This is a genomic window from Micromonospora sp. WMMD975, assembly GCF_029581215.1.
Classification (GTDB): domain Bacteria; phylum Actinomycetota; class Actinomycetes; order Mycobacteriales; family Micromonosporaceae; genus Micromonospora.
On record NZ_CP120739.1, the window covers coordinates 2,546,434 to 2,562,398 of the forward strand.

The following is a 15,965-nucleotide window of genomic DNA, read 5'->3' on the forward strand; positions in this document are numbered from 1 at the left end:
GCGAATCGGGCGTTGAGCACGTTTGACTGCTTTGTAGCAGGAAAAAGAGGGCGTTTGTCGGTTTTTAGGTGATGAGTCAACTAGACGGTTTCCGCGAGTTTTATTCGTTCCGTCCCGGTCGGACGGCGACCTCGCGCAGGAGGCCCTCGATCCGCTCGACGCCGGCCCGCAGCGACATCTGTCGCAGGTAGGCATCCCGGCCCCGGCGGCCCATGTCAGCCCGGGCGGCCGGCGGGATCGCGGCGGCCAGCCAGAACCGGTCGGCGAGCGCGGTCCAGTCCCCGGGCGGGCAGGACAACCCGGCGCGGGCCCGCTCCACCAGCTCCGCCGTGTCGCCGCCGGCCGAGACGACCACCGGGGCGGCGCAGGAGAGCGCGGCCTGCAACTTGCCCGGCACGGTGCCACGCAACTCCGGCAGGTCGCGCTGCATGACCAACTGGTAGTCCGCAGCCGCGTACAGCTGCGGCATGTCCGCCGCCGAGCGCCGCTCGACGAACCGGACGTTGTCGGCGCCGAGTTCGGTGGCGAGCCCCCGCACCCGCCCTTCCTCGCTGCCCGAGCCGACCAGGACCAGGTCCGTCCGGTCACCGAGCGCCGCCGCCGCGCGCACGGCGGTCTCCAGGCCCTGCCGTACGCCGATGGTGCCGGCGTGCATCACCACGCACCTGCCGTCCCGGCGGACCAGCCGCCGGGCCACCGGGCCGGGTTCGGCGGGGCGGAACAGGCGCTCGTCGGTCCAGTTGAGCACCGTGCGCACCCGGTCCGGCCGGGCCCCGCCGGCGAGCACCAGGTCCCGCATCGACGGCGCGCTGACCGCGACCACGCCCGCCTCCCGGTACAGCCGGCACAGACCGGCGTCCAACCGCCGCGTCCACCCGCCCGGTCCGCCGGGCCGGGCCGGGTCCTCCTCCGTCCACACGTCCTGCACGTGCAGCACCGTCGGCACCCGGCCCAGCAGCCGGAGCAGTCCGGCCGCGGCGAAGGTCACCGCGGGGAGCTGGAAGACGTACAGCGCGTCGAGGTCTCGCAGGTAGCGCCGGCCGGCGAGCGCCGCGCTGCCGGCGAAGGAGAGCCAGCCGGCCGCACGCGCCCCGGGTGAGGCGTCGCCACCGGCGTACCGGGGCACCCGGCGGACGCTCAGCCGCTCGCTGTGCGTCTGGTGCTGCCACCGCTGCCGCCAGCCCGGGTAGACCTGGCCTCCGGGATAGTCCGGAAAGCCGGTCAGCACCCGCACCTCGTGACCACGGGCGGCCAGTTCCTCGGCGAGACTGCCCGGGATGAACGCCGGTTCCGGCGGGAAGTGGTAGGACAGGATACCGATTCTCATGCTCACGCCCCCGGCGCGGCCCGCCGGGCCGTCGGCGTCCGCGCCGCGTACGATGCCGGCATCCCCTCTCCGACCGGCTGCGACCGCCGGCCGTCCGCCGTCGCGGCGCCGTTGCCGGCCGCCGCGCCGACCAGAGGGGTACGAATGCGCGACGGGTTGCTCTTCGTGTGCCAGGCCAACATGTGCCGGTCGCCGATGGCCGAGTTCATCGCCCGCCGGTTGCTCGCCGACCTCCCGGTGGTGGCCGCCAGCGCCGGCACCGACGCGGTCGACGGCGGCGGCATGCACCCGTACGCCGTCGAGGTGACCGGCGCGGACGTCACCGGTTTCCGCACCCGCCGGTTACGTCCGGAGCACCTGACCGGTGCCGCGCTGGTGCTGACCGCGACCCGGCGGCAGCGTTCGGCCTGCACCGCGCTGGCGCCGGCCGCGCTGGGCCGCACGTTCACGCTGCGCCAGTTCGCCCGGCTCGCCGCCGCGGCGGCGCCCGCCCGCGCGGACGGGGACACCCCGCTGCGGGCGGCCGTGGCCGCGGCCGTCCGCGCCCGGGGGCGGCTGCAACCTGCCGCCCCCGGCGCGGACGACCTGCGGGACCCGATCGGAGGGTCGCCGGCCGACTTCAGGCGCTGCGCCGAGGAGATCGAACGGTCGATCCGGCCCGTGCTCGCGCTCATCGCGACAGCCGGGTGAGTTCCTGCGTCCGGTCGCCCCTGGGCTCCTGCGCATCCCGCCGGGTCGCCCCGGCCCGGTCGGTCGGCACCGGCGGCGCGGGCACGACCACCTTGTACGTCTCGTACTGGTAGGCGTCCGCCTTGCCCACCTTGGACATGTTGAGCACACAGCCGAGCAGGCGCACCGACACCGAGCTGAGCGCCCGGGCCGCCGAGGCCACCTGGCTGCGCGAGGTCCGCCCCTGCTGGGTGACGAGGAGCGCGCCGTCGGCCTGCACCGCCACCACCACGCCGTCGGTGACCGCCAACAGCGGCGCGGTGTCGATGATCACGATGTCCGCGGACTCGCGCAGCGCCACCAGCAGGTCCGCCATCGCCTTGGACCCGAGCAGTTCGCTGGGGTTCGGCGGGGTCGCGCCGCTGGGCAGCACCAGCAGGGACTTCTCGCCCCACCGCTGCACCACGTCGGCGACCTGGACGTCGCCGACGAGCACGTCGGTGAGGCCGACCCCGCCGTCGAGCCCGAGATAGTCGGCGGCCTTGGGGCGGCGCAGGTCGGCGTCGATGAGCAGGACCCGCCAGCCCGCCTCGGCCAGGGCGATGGCCGTGTTGCAGGCCATGGTGGTCTTCCCCTCGCCCTGGAGCGCGCTGGTGACCGCGATGACTCGGGCCGGCTCGTGCACGTCCACGAAACGCAGGTTGGTCCGCAGCTTGCGGACCGCCTCCGCGCGGGCCGAGGTGGCCGCGTCGCCGACGATGAGCGGCGCCGACCGCGCGGACGTCTCGTACGGGATCTCACCCAGCAGCGGGCTGCCGGTCACCCGCTGGAGCGCGGCGGCGTCCCGCATCCGGACGTCGGCCAGGCCGCGCAGCACCGCCAGGGCGGCGCCCGCCAGCAGGCCGAGCAGCCCGCCCAGGACCAGGTTGCGCACGGGCTGGGGCGAGACCGGGCTGGACGTCACCCGCGGACCGCTCACCACCTCGATCTTGATCGGTGACGGCTCGTTGTCCCCCGGGGTCTCCACCTTCTTGACCAGGTCGGTGAACTTGGCCGAGAGCGCCTCGGCGGTCTTGAGCGCCCGGTTCTGGTCGGTGTCGGTGACGGTGGCGGTGAGCAGCACCGTGTCCGGCTTGGTGGAAGTGGCGATCCGGCCGCGCACCTGGTCAGCGGTGAGCCCGAGCGGGGCGTCGGCGACCACGCTCTGCGCCAGCCGGTCACTGGTGAGCAGGTCGGCGTAGGACTTCACCCGCTGCTGGAGGAAGAGGCTGCCCTGGTAGGCGGCGGTGACGCCCTGGCTCGGCGTGTTGACGAAGAAGGTCACCGAGGCCTGGTAACGAGGCGTGGTGCGGACCGTCACCAGGGCGGCGGCACCCACGGTCAGCATCACCGTGACGAGCACGATCCACCAGTGGCGTCGGACCAGGCGCAGATAGCCGAAGACATCCATCAGGCTCCCCCTCGCGACACGCCGGTCTGCCGATGAAACTGCACGAAAGCCCCCTAAAAGCCCCAGTAGCCATGCCAGGATCGAATCACCCATTCACCACGTCAGGTGACCGGATGAATATAAACGACCAGACATGCACGGATGACGCAAATCCGCTTAATATGGATGGACTGCAGAGGGCAACCCATGGATCGTGAAGCCACCGCCGCCGAGGACGCCGTGCGACCCCACAGCCGAACCACCCACCGCGCCGCCAACCTCTCCCTGTTAACGCTCGATACGGCTGCGTGGTGCGGAGGATTTCTCGGCGCCGCCTGGACCCGGTACGAGTTCGAGCTGACCGGCGCCCGCAGCGCCCGCACCCTCGGCGTGGCGCTCGCCTGCGCCGCGCTCTACGCGCTCCTCGCCTTCCTGCGGTCCCGCCTGTACGGCCGCTACCCGATCGGCAGCGCCGGCGACGCCCGCGGACTGGCCGCCACCGTCGGGATCGCCGCCGTGGTCACGCTCGCCGCCGTGCTGCCCTGGGCGCAGCGGCCGGTCCCGGCGACCACGCCGCTTGTCGGCGGCGCCGTCGCGCTCGTCCTGATGGCGGCCGGCCGAGGACTGTGGCGGGCGCACGCCGACCGGCGCCACCCGACCCCGCGGCACGCCGAACGGTGCCTGGTCTACGGCGTCGACGCGGCAAGCGAACGCCTGGTCCGGGTGCTGCTGCACGACCCGGACAGCAACTACCGGCCGGTGGGCCTACTCGACGACGCCCCGGACAGCCGCGGCCTCCGGCTGGAAGGGCTCCGGGTGCTGGGCGGGCGGGAGCAGCTCGGTGCCGTGATCCGCGCCACCGGCGCCCGTACCGTCATCTTCTCGATGAGCGGCTCGGACCCGCGGCTCCTGCGCGACGTGCGGGCCGGCACGCTGGAGGCCGGGGCCGCGTTCAAGGTGCTGCCCCCGGTGCGCGAGCTGCTCGCCCGTCCGGTCGCCGCCACCGACGTACGCGACCTCCAGCTCACCGACCTGCTCGGCCGCGCCCACCGGGTGGCCGAGCTGACCGTCGAACGCGGCGGGCTGGCCGGACGGCGGGTGCTTGTCACCGGCGCGGGCGGCTCGATCGGCTCGGAGCTGTGCCGGCAGATCGCCAGGTGCGAGCCGGACGAGCTGATGATGCTCGACCGGGACGAGTCGGCGCTGCACGCGCTCCAGATGTCGCTGCACGGCCGGGCGCTGCTGGACGGCCCCGAACTGATCCTGGCCGACATCCGCGACGCCGAGGGCATCGCCCGGGTGATCGCCGACCGGCAGCCCGACGTGGTGTTCCACGCGGCGGCGCTGAAGCACCTGACCATGCTCCAGCGGCACCCCGGCGAGGCCGTCCAGACCAACATCCGGGGCACCCTCAACGTGCTGGAGGCATGCCGGGACGTCGCCGAGTTCGTCAACATCTCCACCGACAAGGCGGCCAACCCGACGAGCGTGCTCGGCTACACCAAGCGGATCACCGAACGGCTCACCGCCCACCAGGCGCAGCGGCTGGGCGGCACCTACCTCAGCGTGCGGTTCGGCAACGTGCTCAGCAGCCGCGGCTCGGTGCTCACCGCGTTCCAGGCGCAGATCCGCGCCGGCGTCCCGATCACCGTCACCCACCCGGACGTGACCCGCTACTTCATGACCGTGCAGGAGGCCGTGCACCTGGTCCTCCAGGCCGCAACGATCGGTCGCGGCGGCGAGGCGCTGGTGCTCGACATGGGTGAGCCGATCCGGATCGCCGACGTGGCACGACGGCTCGCCGCCGAGGCCGACCACCCGGTGGACATCGTCTACACCGGGCTGCGGCCGGGCGAGAAGCTGCACGAGCACCTCTTCGGCGCCGACGAGTCGGACACCCGCCCGCTGCACCCGCTGATCTCCCACGTCCCGGTGCCCCCGCTCGACCCGGAGGAGGTACGCGGGCTGGACCCGTACGCCGACCCGGACGAGCTGATCAAGCGGTTGGCGGTGTTCTGCGAAAGCGGCGCGTCCCTGCCGGCGTTGCCCGGGCAACGGTGAGCCGCCGGCCGGTGCCGCCGCGCCCGGATGATGAGAGGTGCGTCCCACCGGCTCCGCTCGCCGCCGCCGGGAGCAGCCGGTACGGTTGATCTCGGTGTGCCGGGAAGCCTGGTCGGCGTCCACGTCGTCGACCCCTGCTCCCGAACGGATGCCGCATGCCCGAGCACACCCCGCCCCCGATCCGCCTGCTGTCCCGCCGCTCCTGGCCGGAGGCCCGCTTCCTGGCCGACGTGCTGCGCACCGAGACGGTCGGCGGCGGGTTGCTGCTGCTCGGCGCGGTCCTCGGCCTGATCTGGGCCAACTCGCCGTGGCGCTCGGCGTACGCGGAACTGGGCCGCCTGGTGCCCTGGCCCGGCGGCGCGCCGCTGCACCTCGACCTCAGCCTCGGCACCTGGGCCGCCGACGGGCTGCTGGCGATCTTCTTCTTCGTGGTCGGCCTCGAACTCAAGCGCGAGTTCGTCGCCGGTGACCTCCGCGACCCCCGACGGGCCGCGTTGCCGGTGGTGGCCGCGCTCGGCGGCATGGTGGCACCGGCGCTGATCTACCTGGCGGTCACCGCGAGCGCCGGCGGCTCCGGACTACGCGGCTGGGCGATCCCCACCGCCACCGACATCGCCTTCGCGCTCGCCGTGCTCGCCGTCGTCAGCTCGCACCTGCCGCAGGGGCTACGGGCCTTCCTGCTCACCCTGGCGGTGGTCGACGACCTCTTCGCCATCACCGTCATCGCGGTGTTCTACACCGCCGACTTCCACCCCCTGCCGCTGCTCGGCGCGCTCCTGCCGATCGCCGTGTTCGCGCTGCTGGTGCAGCGGCGGCGCACCTGGTGGTGGGCGCTGATCCCGCTCGCGGTGACCGCCTGGGCGCTCGTGCACGCCTCCGGGGTGCACGCCACGGTCGCCGGCGTGCTGCTCGGCTTCACCGTGCCGGTGCTCCGCAACCGCCGGGGCGAGCCCGGGCTCGCCGAGCGGCTGGAGCACCGCTGGCGGCCGATCTCCGCCGGCCTCGCCGTACCGGTGTTCGCGTTCTTCGCCGCCGGCGTGACCCTCGTCGGCGTGGACCTGGGCGACGTCCTCACCAGCCCGGTGGTGCTCGCCGTGACCGCCGGGCTCGTGCTGGGCAAGGTCGTCGGCGTGTTCGGGTCGGCGTACCTGCTCGCCCGGTTCACCCGGGCCGAGCTGGACGACGAGATCACCTGGACGGACCTGCTCGGCTTGGCGCTGCTGGCCGGCATCGGCTTCACGGTGTCGTTGCTCATCGGCGAGCTGGCGTTCGGCGCGGGCAGCCCGGAGGAGGACGGCGTCAAGGTGGCGGTGCTGCTCGGCTCGCTGATCTCCGCCGTCCTGGCCGCGGCGGTGCTGATCCGCCGCAACCGGGTCTACCGGCGGATCAGTGAGCGGGAGAGCCGGGACGCCGACGGCGACGGCATCCCGGACGTCTACCAGGAGCGGCCGGCCTGACCTGCGCGACGCCGGCCGCCGTCCCCCGGGCTTCGGGGCACGACGGCCGGCGTCACGGGCGGTTCAGCGCCGCCCGGCGCGACGGGCCCCGTCGCCGTCCTCGGTCTCCTCCAACGCGTCGGTGACCGGCTCGGTCAGGTCGTCCCCCGGCACCGCGACCTGCTCGGCGCGGTCCTGCTCGTCCGCACGACCGCCGGCCGGCGGCTCCGGCGCCGTGGCGCCCCCGGCGAAGCCGTACTCGTTGGGCTCGTCATGCCTGCTCATGCGCGGAACCTCCCGGTCGTCCGATCTTCACATCACCACGGGTACTTACCCACCGAGGTCGTTCCCGATCATCCGAGCCGGAATCAGCTCAACTCCCGGATCGCCTCGAAGATCAGCCAGAGACCGCAGATGGCGAAGAGCACGGCCGCGCCGTAGCGGATGGCCCGCTCCGGCAGGTGCCGGCCGAGCATCCGGCCGACCAGGATCGCCAGCGCGTCCGCCGCGACCATGCCGAGCGTCGAGCCGAGCCAGGTGCCGAACCAGCCGTACTTGGTGGCGAGCGTGATGGTCGCGAGCATGGTCTTGTCGCCCAACTCGGCCAGGAAGAACGCGACACCGACCGCGACGATCGCCGACCTGGTGCTGCGTTCGGCCTTGCGCTTCTCCTCCTCGGTCAGCTTGTCGCCGCGGAGCGTCCAGGCGCCGAAGCCGAGGAACGCCAGGCCGGCGATGAGCGAGATCCAGCCCGTGGGCAGGGCCGCGTTGAGGCCGACCCCGATGGCCACCGAGGCCAGGTGGACGACGGCGGTGGCGACGGTGATGCCGATGAGCACCGGCACCGGGCGAAAGCGCGTGGCGAACGTCAGGGCCATGAGCTGGGACTTGTCCCCCAGCTCGGCGACGAAGATGACGCCGAAGCTGACCACCAGCGCGACGAGGAAACCCTCCATGTGAACCTTCCCGATCAAGCCGGGAGGAGAGACAGGGGTGCCCTCGACCCGGCTGCGACAGCCTGGTCGAAGGTCTCGCCCGCCCCGGTGACCGGGGCCGCGTGGCCGGGTGCGGAACGCACCAGTGTGTCGACCACGACATTGGGGGCTACTCCCCTTCGCGCCGGCCAGCCTAGCCGATCACCGTCGCCCGCGGTCGCCCGGTGTGGCCGGAACCACGGCCGCGGTCACTCGGCTCGGGCCAGGCTCACCCCGAACAGCCCGGCCGGGTCGGTCCAGAACGCCTGCCGCGCGAAGCCCGCCCCGGCCAGCTCCGCCGCGATCCCCGCCGGCCGGAACTTGGCCGACACCTCGGTGCGCAGCTCCTCACCCGCGGCGAACGCGACGTCGAGGTCGAGCACCCGGGCCCGGGTCGGGCGCTCGGCGCGCAGCCGCATCTCGATCCACTCCCGTGCCGGGTCCCAGACCGCCACGTGGCGGAACGCCGACAGGTCGAAATCCGCGCCCAACTCCCGGTTGATCACCCGCAGCACGTTGCGGTTGAACTCGGCGGTCACCCCGGCCGCGTCGTCGTAGGCGGGCACGATCACGCCCGGGTCCTTCACCAGGTCCGTGCCGATCAGCAGCCAGTCACCGGGCTCCAGCGCCGCGCGCGTCGCGGCCAGGAACCCGGCCCGCTCCCCCGGCAGCAGGTTGCCGATGGTGCCGCCGAGGAACGCCACCAGGCGCCGGCCGCCGGTGGGCAGCCGGTCCAGGTGCCGGGTGAAGTCACCCACGATCCCCCGCACCCGCAGCCCCGGGTACGCGACGGCGATCCGCTCGGTGGAGGAGCGCAACGCGCTGACCGAGACGTCGAGCGGCACGAACGTGCCCAGGTCGCCGTGGCGGGTGAACGCGTCCAGCAGCAGCCGGGTCTTGTCCGAGGAGCCCGACCCCAGCTCGATCAACGTCTTCGCACCGGTCATCGCCGCGACGTCGTCGGCGTGCGCCGCCAGCACCGCCCGCTCGGCCCGGGTCGGATAATATTCCGGCAGGCGGGTGATCTCCTCGAACAGCTCGCTGCCCCGGGCGTCGTAGAACCACTTCGGCGGCAGCCACTTCGGCGCCGCGGTCAGCCCGACCCGTACGTCCTCCCGCAACGCACGGTCGAGGTCCTGCTCCTCCAGGTGGATCTCCAACGGCTCCGCGTTCATCAGGCGTCCTCTCTGCTCCCGGTCGATACGGATGGCTCGGCGGCGGTCAACTCCCGGATGTCCAGCCCGGTCGCGGTGGCCAGCACCAGACGCCCGTCGGGCACCGCCCGCCAACCGGGGTCGTCGTCGAACGGTTCGGAGGCCAGCAGCACCGAACCCGGGCCGCGCCGCACCGACAGCCCGTGCCCGGCTACGCTGGCCGCCACCGTGGCCCCGTCGGTGAGCAGCAGGTTCAGCCGCGAGCCGGGCGCCGCCGCGGCCACCGCCGTGACCGTGTCGGCCACCGCCTCGCCGAGCCCCGCGCCGGCCCGCAGCCGGTGCCGCACCAACGCCCAGACCAACGCCGCGTCGGTCGGCACGTCCAGGGTGAGCAGGTCGCGTACGGGCAGGTCGGCGGCGAGCGGGACGAGGCTGTCCGGCCAGCCCCGGACCACGCCGTTGTGGCTGAACAACCAGCGCCCCTCCGCAAACGGCGCGGCGGCGGTCTCGTGCAGCGGCATGCCGACCGTCGCCGAGCGGACGGCGGCCAGCACCGCCCCGGCGGACGTGACCGCGGCCAACTCCGGCAACGTGGTGTCGCTCCACATCGGCTGGGCCCGCCGGTAGCGGACCGGGTCGGCGCCGTCCGGATACCAGCCGACGCCGAATCCGTCGGCGTTGATGGTGCCGCCGCCACGCATGTCGCGCGGCGCCCACGACTGCCGCAGCAGCCCGTACGGCGGGTCGTGCAGCAGGCTCCGCAGGGTGACCGGCGGGCCGAGGTACGCGAGGTGACGACACATCGGGGCGCGTCACTCCCCGGGATCGGCGTCGCGGGCGCAGCGGAAGCCGCTGAAGATCTGCCGCCGGATCGGGTAGTCCCAGTTGCGGAACGTGCCCCGGCAGGCCGACCGGTCGGTGCCGAACGAGCCGCCCCGCAGCACCCGGTGGTCGTCGCCGAAGAAGACCTCCGAGTATTCCCGGTAGGGGAACGCGGTGAAGCCGGGATGGCCGCGGAACGGGCTGGCGGTCCACTCCCAGACGTCGCCGACGAGCTGGTGCACACCGAGCGGTGAGGCGCCCCGCGGGTACGCGCCCACCGGCGCCGGCCACAGGTGCCGCTGCCCGAGGTTCGCGTGCGCGACGCCGGGGTCCTCGTCGCCCCACGGATAGCGGCGGGAACGGCCGGTCGCCGGGTCCCAGCGGGCCGCCTTCTCCCACTCCGCCTCGGTGGGCAGTCGCTTGCCGGCCCAGGCCGCGTACGCCTGCGCCTCGTACCAGCAGACGTGCACCACCGGCTCGTCGTCGCGCACCGCGGACCAGCGGCCGAACCGGCGGTAGGCCCAGTCGTCGCCGTCGCGCCGCCAGTGCAGCGGCGCGCTCAGGCCGGCCTCGACCCGGTGCCGCCAGCCGGCCTCGCTCCACAGGCGCGGCTCGTCGTAGCCACCGTCGGCGATGAACGCGCGGTAGTCGCCGTTCGTCACGGGCGTCGCGTCGATGCGGTACGCCGGCAGGTCGACGGTGTGCGCCGGACGCTCGTTGTCGAGCGCCCACGGATCGGTGGAGGTGCCCATGGTGAACGGCCCGGCCGGCACCAGCACCTCGCCGCCGACGCGCACCCGGGGCTCGGGCGGGGGCGGGGCGGGGAGCACCGGAGCCCCGGCGCGCAACTGGTGGGTGGCGAGCATGGTCTCGTCGTGCTGCTGCTCGTGCTGCACGATCATGCCGAACGCGAAGCCGTCCTCGACCAGTCTGCGGTCGGTGAAGCGGATCCCGTCCAGCAGGTCGTAGACCTTGTCCCGCACCGTGCGCACGTAGGCGCGGGCCTCCGCCGGGGGCAGCAGCGGCAGCGACGGCCGGTCCTTGCGGGGCTGTTTGAAGGCGTCGTAGAGGTCGTCGATGTCGCGACGCACCGGCTCCCGCCCGCCCACGTCGCGCACCAGCCACAGCTCCTCCTGGTTGCCGACGTGCGCCAGATCCCAGACCAGTGGTGACATCAGGGTCGAGTGCTGCCGGACCAGGTCGTCGTCGTCCACCGCGTCGGTCAGCGACGCGGTACGGGCGCGGGTGCGCTCCAGCTCGGCCGCGATCCGGGCGCGCAGCCGCTCGGCGTCGGCACCCGGCCGCTCGATGGTGGTCACCGGTGTCCCCTCTCCGCGGCGGCACGTCGCCGCCGGATCGCTCGGTGGGTCTGGTCGTGGCGGCCGGCCGGCAGGCCCAGCCCGGGCAGGGCGGCCAGCGCCAGGTCGAACAGGGTCGCCGCGGTGGTCGCCAGCGGACGGTCGGCCAGCCCGTGCCGGGCCGCCGCGTGCCAGCGGTCGGCGACCGGCGCGGCGGCGGCCAGCGCGTCGCGGGTGGTCGCCGGGTCGGCGAAGAGCGCGGCCAGCACCGCCACCGGCACGGTCCACTCCCGGCCCGGCTGGGCGTCCAGATAGCGCAGTTCCAGGTAGCCGCGCGGGCGGACCGGCGGGAACAGCGTGCTGACGTGGTATTCCAGGTCGTCGGTGGTGGGCGGGCGGGGCAGCGCCCCGGCCAGCCAGTCGGCGAAGGTCACGCCCGCCGGCGGGGTCCAGTCGGGGCCGTCGCCGCGGACGCAGAGCAGTGGCGCGGCGAGCGCGTAGCCAGCCCAGGCCGCCGCCGGGTCCGGGTCGGCCCGACCTGGCGACCACACCGGGCGGGTCCGCGCCGGCTCGATGGCCAGCCAGGCGGCCATCCGGGCGGACGCCCAACCGGTCCGCCGGCCCGCGTGCCGGTCGGCGGTGGCGAAGGCGGCCAGCAGCGGCGGGCCGACGGCGTGCGCGGCGGCCCACCGCTGCCCCACCTGGTCCGGCTCACCGGCGTCGAGACAGACCTGGAGCCCGGCCGTGCTGTACATCATCGTCCGGCCGGCCGGGCCGTGCCGGTCGAAGACGCCGCGCATGGCGCGGTAGCGGGGGGTTTCCACCACCGGTCGCGGCGGTCGCCACCGGTCCATCCCGGAGAGGCCCAGCACGAGGCCGGCGGTGTCGAGCAGGGCCCGCAGCTCGGCGAGATCGGCCTCGGTGGCCGCGAGGAGCGCGGCGACCGAGGGTCGCGGCGGGGTCGAGATCTCCACCTGCCCGCCGGGCTCCACGGTCACGGCGCTGCCGTGCCGGAGCTCGTCGCCCGGGCTGGTGGGGTCGAGGGTGACGGGGCAGTGCCGCCCCAACGCCTCACGCAGTCGCTCGCGGTCGACCGGACGGGTCGGGTCCGCGGCGTCGTGCACCGTCCACTCCAGTTCGACGCCGGTGAGCGTGGGTGGACCGGTCTTGAAGCAGATCCGGGCCAGGTGCCCGCGGGCCGCGGCCTCGTCCCCCAGGACGGTGCCCTGATCCAGCTCGGGCGACATCACCACGTGACGGCTCCTCTCCCGGAGACGGGACCGCACCGTCGGCCCGCGCGTCCCACCATCCTCTGTCTAGCAGAAGGATGTGACGCTCCCGGGAAGATGAATATTTGTCCGGAATCCCGTGCGGGACAGTGGCTCAGTCCTCGTCGCCGGGGCCGGGCCTGCCGTCGTCCTCGTCCGGCGTCTCCTTCGGCGACGGCCCCTTCGGCGTCGATTCCTTCTGCGCCGGTCCCGTCGGTGTCGGCGACATCGCCCGGCAGTAGCTCTCCACCCGGTCCGGACCACCGGCGGCGGCCACCAGGTCGGCGAAGCCGGGCTTGGTCAGGGCCTTGGCCCGTTGCCGCTCCGGCTTGGCCAGGTAGGCGCGGCACTGGCCGGCGAGCTTGCCGTCGACCGGCGGCGGTACGGACGGGGCACCAGTCGGCGCGGCGGAGACCGACGGCGCGGGCGACGGCACCGCGCCGGACGCCTCGCCGGGCGGGCCGCTGGGCGTCGGCCGCGACGGCCCGGCCTCGGAGGGCCCGGTGCCCGACGTAGCGGCGCCGGACGGGCCGACGCCGGTCGAGGTCGACACCGACGGGCTCACCGGCGGCTCCGGGCCAGGGTCCAGTCGGACGGCGGCGAACGCCACCCCGGCGACCGTGGTGGCGGCGAGCCCGGACAACGCGGCGGCGACCCGCAGGCGGCGACGCGGACGCGACGCCGCAACCGGGGCCGCCGGCGCCGCTCGGGCGGCCCGGAAGGCGGCGAGCGCCCGCTCCTCCCCGTCGAGTTCGTCGCCGGTGGCCGGGGCCGCCGCGGCGGCGAGCAGCCGGGCCAGCGCGTCGGTACCGGCCGACGGCGGCGTCGCGGCATGCGCGGCGTCGACTTCCGGCGGCGGCGCGGCGTGCGCGGCGTCGGCCACCGGGGGCGTCACGGCGTGCGCGGCGTCGAGGAGCCGGTCGGATTCGGACCGGTCGGCCGGCCCGCCGGGCCGGGGAGAGTTCATGCCGATTCCCCTCACGTCAGCCCTCCGCCGGCTCGGCCTCGGGCGCGTGCGGCGCCGGGCGGTCGGTGCGGGGACGGGGCGCGACCGCGCCCGGTGCGTTCTCCGGGCTGGCGCGCTCCAGCAGCGCGGCCAGCCGGCGCAGCCCGCGGTGCGCCGCCGTGCGCACCGCGCCGGCCCGCCGGCCCAACACCCGCCCGGCGGTCTCCGCGTCGAGGCCGATGACCGCGCGCAGCATCACCGCTTCGGCCTCGGCCGGCGGCAGCGTACGGATCAACGCCAGCGCGCTCGCGGTGCCGAGGGCCTCACCGGCCCGGTCGGCGGTGTCGGCATCCGCCGCCAGGTCGCTGAGGTCCTGCACCGGCACCGGCACCGTGGGACGACGTCGCTGCCGACGCAGGTGGTCCATGGCCCGGTTGCGGGCGATGGTGACCGACCAGGCGCGGAACTCACCGCCGGTGAACGACGGCAGGTCCCGGGAGATCTGCAGCCAGGTCTCCGAGGCCACGTCCTCGGCGTCGGCCCCCACGAGCGTGGTCAGGTAACGCAGCAGGGCCGGCTGGAGGGTGCGGTAGAGGAGGCGGAACGCCTCCTCGTCACCGGCCTGCGCCGCGGCGACGGCCTCGTTCAGCTCCACGCTCACGATCGGCGCCCGCGCGGGGCACGTGTGCGGGATCGGGCGTTCGCCGACGCGGGAGAGCACACCGCCATCCGCACCCTCGGCCCCCCGCTGAGCTGCTCGGCACCGGCACGGAAACCGGTGCGCACCTGGACACTGCCGCCGGCACGGCCGGGGCGGGTCATACCGTACCGGCGTCCCGAGGCGAGCGGGAGCCGGGCCAACGCTAGGAGGCAACGGCGGGGCCGACAAGGCACGGACGGGCGAAAAGAGGAGAGAAATGTCTACCGCCGGCCTCGGCGTGTCGATGTAACGAAGACCACCACCGGGTGCCGCCCCGTCGCGGAGAGCAGGCGAAAAGAACGGGCATCCGACGGGAGACCGGCATTTTCTGGCCGATCGTACCCGGTCGGTCACGGTCAGCGCACCGGCCGCACGGCCGCCGACCGTTCGGTTGACCGGTGCGGAGCCGGTCGCCGGCAGCGACGGGAGAGATCGCCGGAAATACTCCGGGACCGCTGTGGGTACGGTATGGGGATGCTCACCTCCGACGTCGTACTCAGCGGTCGGTACCGCCTGGATGACCGTGTCGCCACCGGCGGCATGGGCGACGTCTGGCGCGCGAAGGACCTGGTGCTCGGCCGTCAGGTGGCGGTGAAGGTGCTCCTGCCCGCGCTGGTCTCCGACCCCGACTTCATCGCCCGGTTCCGCTCCGAGGCGCGGATCATGGCCTCGCTGCGCCACCCCGGGGTGGTCCAGGTCTTCGACTGCGGCGAGGACGAGCTGCCCGACGGCAGCCGCGCCGACTACCTGGTCATGGAGTTCGTGGCCGGGGAGCCGCTGTCCCGGCGGATCGAGGAGGCCGGGCAGCTCGAGGTCGCCGAGACCATGTCGATCGTGGCCCAGACGGCGCAGGCGCTGCACGGGGCGCACGGCCGGGGCATCGTCCACCGCGACGTCAAGCCGAGCAACCTGCTCGTGCAGGAGGACGGCACCGTGGTCCTGGTCGACTTCGGGGTCGCCCGGTCCACGAACGTCACCAGCATCACCAGCGCCAACGCGGTTCCCGGCACCGCTCTCTACATGGCGCCCGAACAGGCCGCGGGGCGTCCGGTCTCGGGCGCCACCGACCTGTACGCGCTGGGCGCGGTGGCCTACTGCTGCCTGACCGGGAGCCCGCCGTTCACCGGCGACAACCCGCTCCAGGTCGCCGTGCGCCACCTCGACGACGAGCCGCCGGAGCTGCCGGCGGAGATTCCGGCGCCGGTCCGCGAGCTGGTGGCCCGCGCCCTGGCCAAGGACCCGGCGGACCGCTACCCGAGCGCCGCGGCGATGGCCGACGCGGCGCGGGCGGCCGGCGCCGGCTCGGCGACCGCGACGGTGCCGGCGGCGCTGCGTGGCGCGGCCGGTCCGGGGCGGACCCGCGACGAGCAGCCGGTGACACGGACGGCGGCCACCGTCGCCCGGCCGCGGCGCGGGGGCCGGCGCGGCGCGCTCGTGGGCGCGCTGGGCGCGGTGCTGGTGGCGGTGACCGCGCTGGGCGCGCTGCTGGCCGCCAGCAAGGACGCCAACGCGCCGGCCACCCAGATCGACTCCACCCGGCCCGCGGTCGCGCCGAGCAACTCGGTGGCGGACACCGCGGTCACCGACGGGCCGTCGAGCGACGACGACTACACCTACCGTCCGGCGGGTCCGGGCGGCCAGCCGTCGACCTCGACCTCCGTCTCGCCGAGCGCCTCGCCGAGCCCGTCCGACCAGCCGAGCCCGTCGAAGACGCCGTCGACGGCGCCGACCGCCCCGAGCAACCCGCCGACCACCAGCTCGGCGCCGTCCCCGACCAGCGCGCCGACCGAGACGACCACCACCACGACCGCTCCGGCCGGGGGCGACGGGGGCGACGGGGGCGGGGCCGACGGCCAGCCGGTCACCCGCCCCTGAGGCGTA

14 protein-coding genes are annotated in these 15,965 nt (G+C 74.6%); 4 read left to right on the forward strand and 10 right to left on the reverse strand.

Annotation, left to right across the window (positions count from 1 at the left end):
* Positions 1–100: 100 nt before the first annotated feature.
* Positions 101–1,327: a glycosyltransferase family 4 protein gene (locus O7613_RS11005; protein ID WP_282293651.1), complete on the reverse strand. Its 1,227-nt coding sequence runs from the start codon at positions 1,325–1,327 to the stop codon at positions 101–103.
* A 144-nt stretch (positions 1,328–1,471) separates the two neighbouring features.
* On the opposite strand from O7613_RS11005, the gene O7613_RS11010 reads away from it, so the two are divergent.
* Positions 1,472–2,017 (forward strand): low molecular weight phosphatase family protein, encoded by a 546-nt coding sequence (locus O7613_RS11010; protein WP_282293652.1) that lies wholly within the window; start codon positions 1,472–1,474, stop codon positions 2,015–2,017.
* Here O7613_RS11010 and O7613_RS11015 read toward each other — a convergent pair.
* On the reverse strand, positions 1,998–3,446 hold the full coding sequence (locus O7613_RS11015; RefSeq protein WP_282293653.1) for a polysaccharide biosynthesis tyrosine autokinase: 1,449 nt from the start codon (positions 3,444–3,446) through the stop codon (positions 1,998–2,000). The two genes, O7613_RS11010 and O7613_RS11015, sit on opposite strands and share 20 nt — an antisense overlap.
* A gap of 186 nt (positions 3,447–3,632) precedes the next feature.
* Between O7613_RS11015 and O7613_RS11020 the strand changes: the two genes are divergently transcribed.
* A complete protein-coding gene (locus tag O7613_RS11020) occupies positions 3,633–5,486 on the forward strand; it encodes a polysaccharide biosynthesis protein (RefSeq protein WP_282293655.1) in 1,854 nt (617 codons plus the stop codon).
* Positions 5,487–5,641: 155 nt separating this feature from the next.
* On the forward strand, positions 5,642–6,943 hold the full coding sequence (gene nhaA, locus O7613_RS11025) for a Na+/H+ antiporter NhaA (RefSeq protein WP_282293656.1): 1,302 nt from the start codon (positions 5,642–5,644) through the stop codon (positions 6,941–6,943).
* Positions 6,944–7,006: 63 nt separating this feature from the next.
* Here the strand turns inward: nhaA and O7613_RS11030 are convergent, their stop codons facing one another.
* From O7613_RS11030 to O7613_RS11065, 8 genes are all read right to left on the reverse strand, one after another.
* A complete protein-coding gene (locus O7613_RS11030) occupies positions 7,007–7,207 on the reverse strand; it encodes a hypothetical protein (protein ID WP_281589044.1) in 201 nt (66 codons plus the stop codon).
* Between the two features lie 83 nt (positions 7,208–7,290).
* Positions 7,291–7,878 (reverse strand): TMEM165/GDT1 family protein, encoded by a 588-nt coding sequence (locus tag O7613_RS11035; protein WP_281590273.1) that lies wholly within the window; start codon positions 7,876–7,878, stop codon positions 7,291–7,293.
* Positions 7,879–8,105: 227 nt separating this feature from the next.
* Positions 8,106–9,071, reverse strand: a complete 966-nt coding sequence (egtD, locus tag O7613_RS11040) for an L-histidine N(alpha)-methyltransferase (RefSeq protein WP_281589043.1) — start codon at positions 9,069–9,071, stop codon at positions 8,106–8,108.
* On the reverse strand, positions 9,071–9,853 hold the full coding sequence (gene egtC / locus O7613_RS11045; protein ID WP_282293658.1) for an ergothioneine biosynthesis protein EgtC: 783 nt from the start codon (positions 9,851–9,853) through the stop codon (positions 9,071–9,073). The genes egtD and egtC overlap by 1 nt, the downstream gene beginning before the upstream one ends.
* Before the next feature lie 9 nt (positions 9,854–9,862).
* A complete protein-coding gene (egtB, locus tag O7613_RS11050; protein ID WP_281589039.1) occupies positions 9,863–11,191 on the reverse strand; it encodes an ergothioneine biosynthesis protein EgtB in 1,329 nt (442 codons plus the stop codon).
* Positions 11,188–12,423: an ergothioneine biosynthesis glutamate--cysteine ligase EgtA gene (egtA, locus tag O7613_RS11055; RefSeq protein ID WP_282293659.1), complete on the reverse strand. Its 1,236-nt coding sequence runs from the start codon at positions 12,421–12,423 to the stop codon at positions 11,188–11,190. Before egtA ends, egtB begins: the two co-directional genes overlap by 4 nt.
* Before the next feature lie 130 nt (positions 12,424–12,553).
* Positions 12,554–13,405 (reverse strand): hypothetical protein, encoded by an 852-nt coding sequence (locus O7613_RS11060; protein ID WP_282293660.1) that lies wholly within the window; start codon positions 13,403–13,405, stop codon positions 12,554–12,556.
* Positions 13,406–13,421: 16 nt separating this feature from the next.
* Positions 13,422–14,045: an RNA polymerase sigma factor gene (locus tag O7613_RS11065; protein WP_281589034.1), complete on the reverse strand. Its 624-nt coding sequence runs from the start codon at positions 14,043–14,045 to the stop codon at positions 13,422–13,424.
* 513 nt (positions 14,046–14,558) lie between these two features.
* On the opposite strand from O7613_RS11065, the gene O7613_RS11070 reads away from it, so the two are divergent.
* Complete coding sequence (locus O7613_RS11070; RefSeq protein WP_282293662.1) at positions 14,559–15,959, forward strand: serine/threonine-protein kinase; 1,401 nt, start codon at positions 14,559–14,561, stop codon at positions 15,957–15,959.
* Positions 15,960–15,965 lie beyond the last annotated feature (6 nt).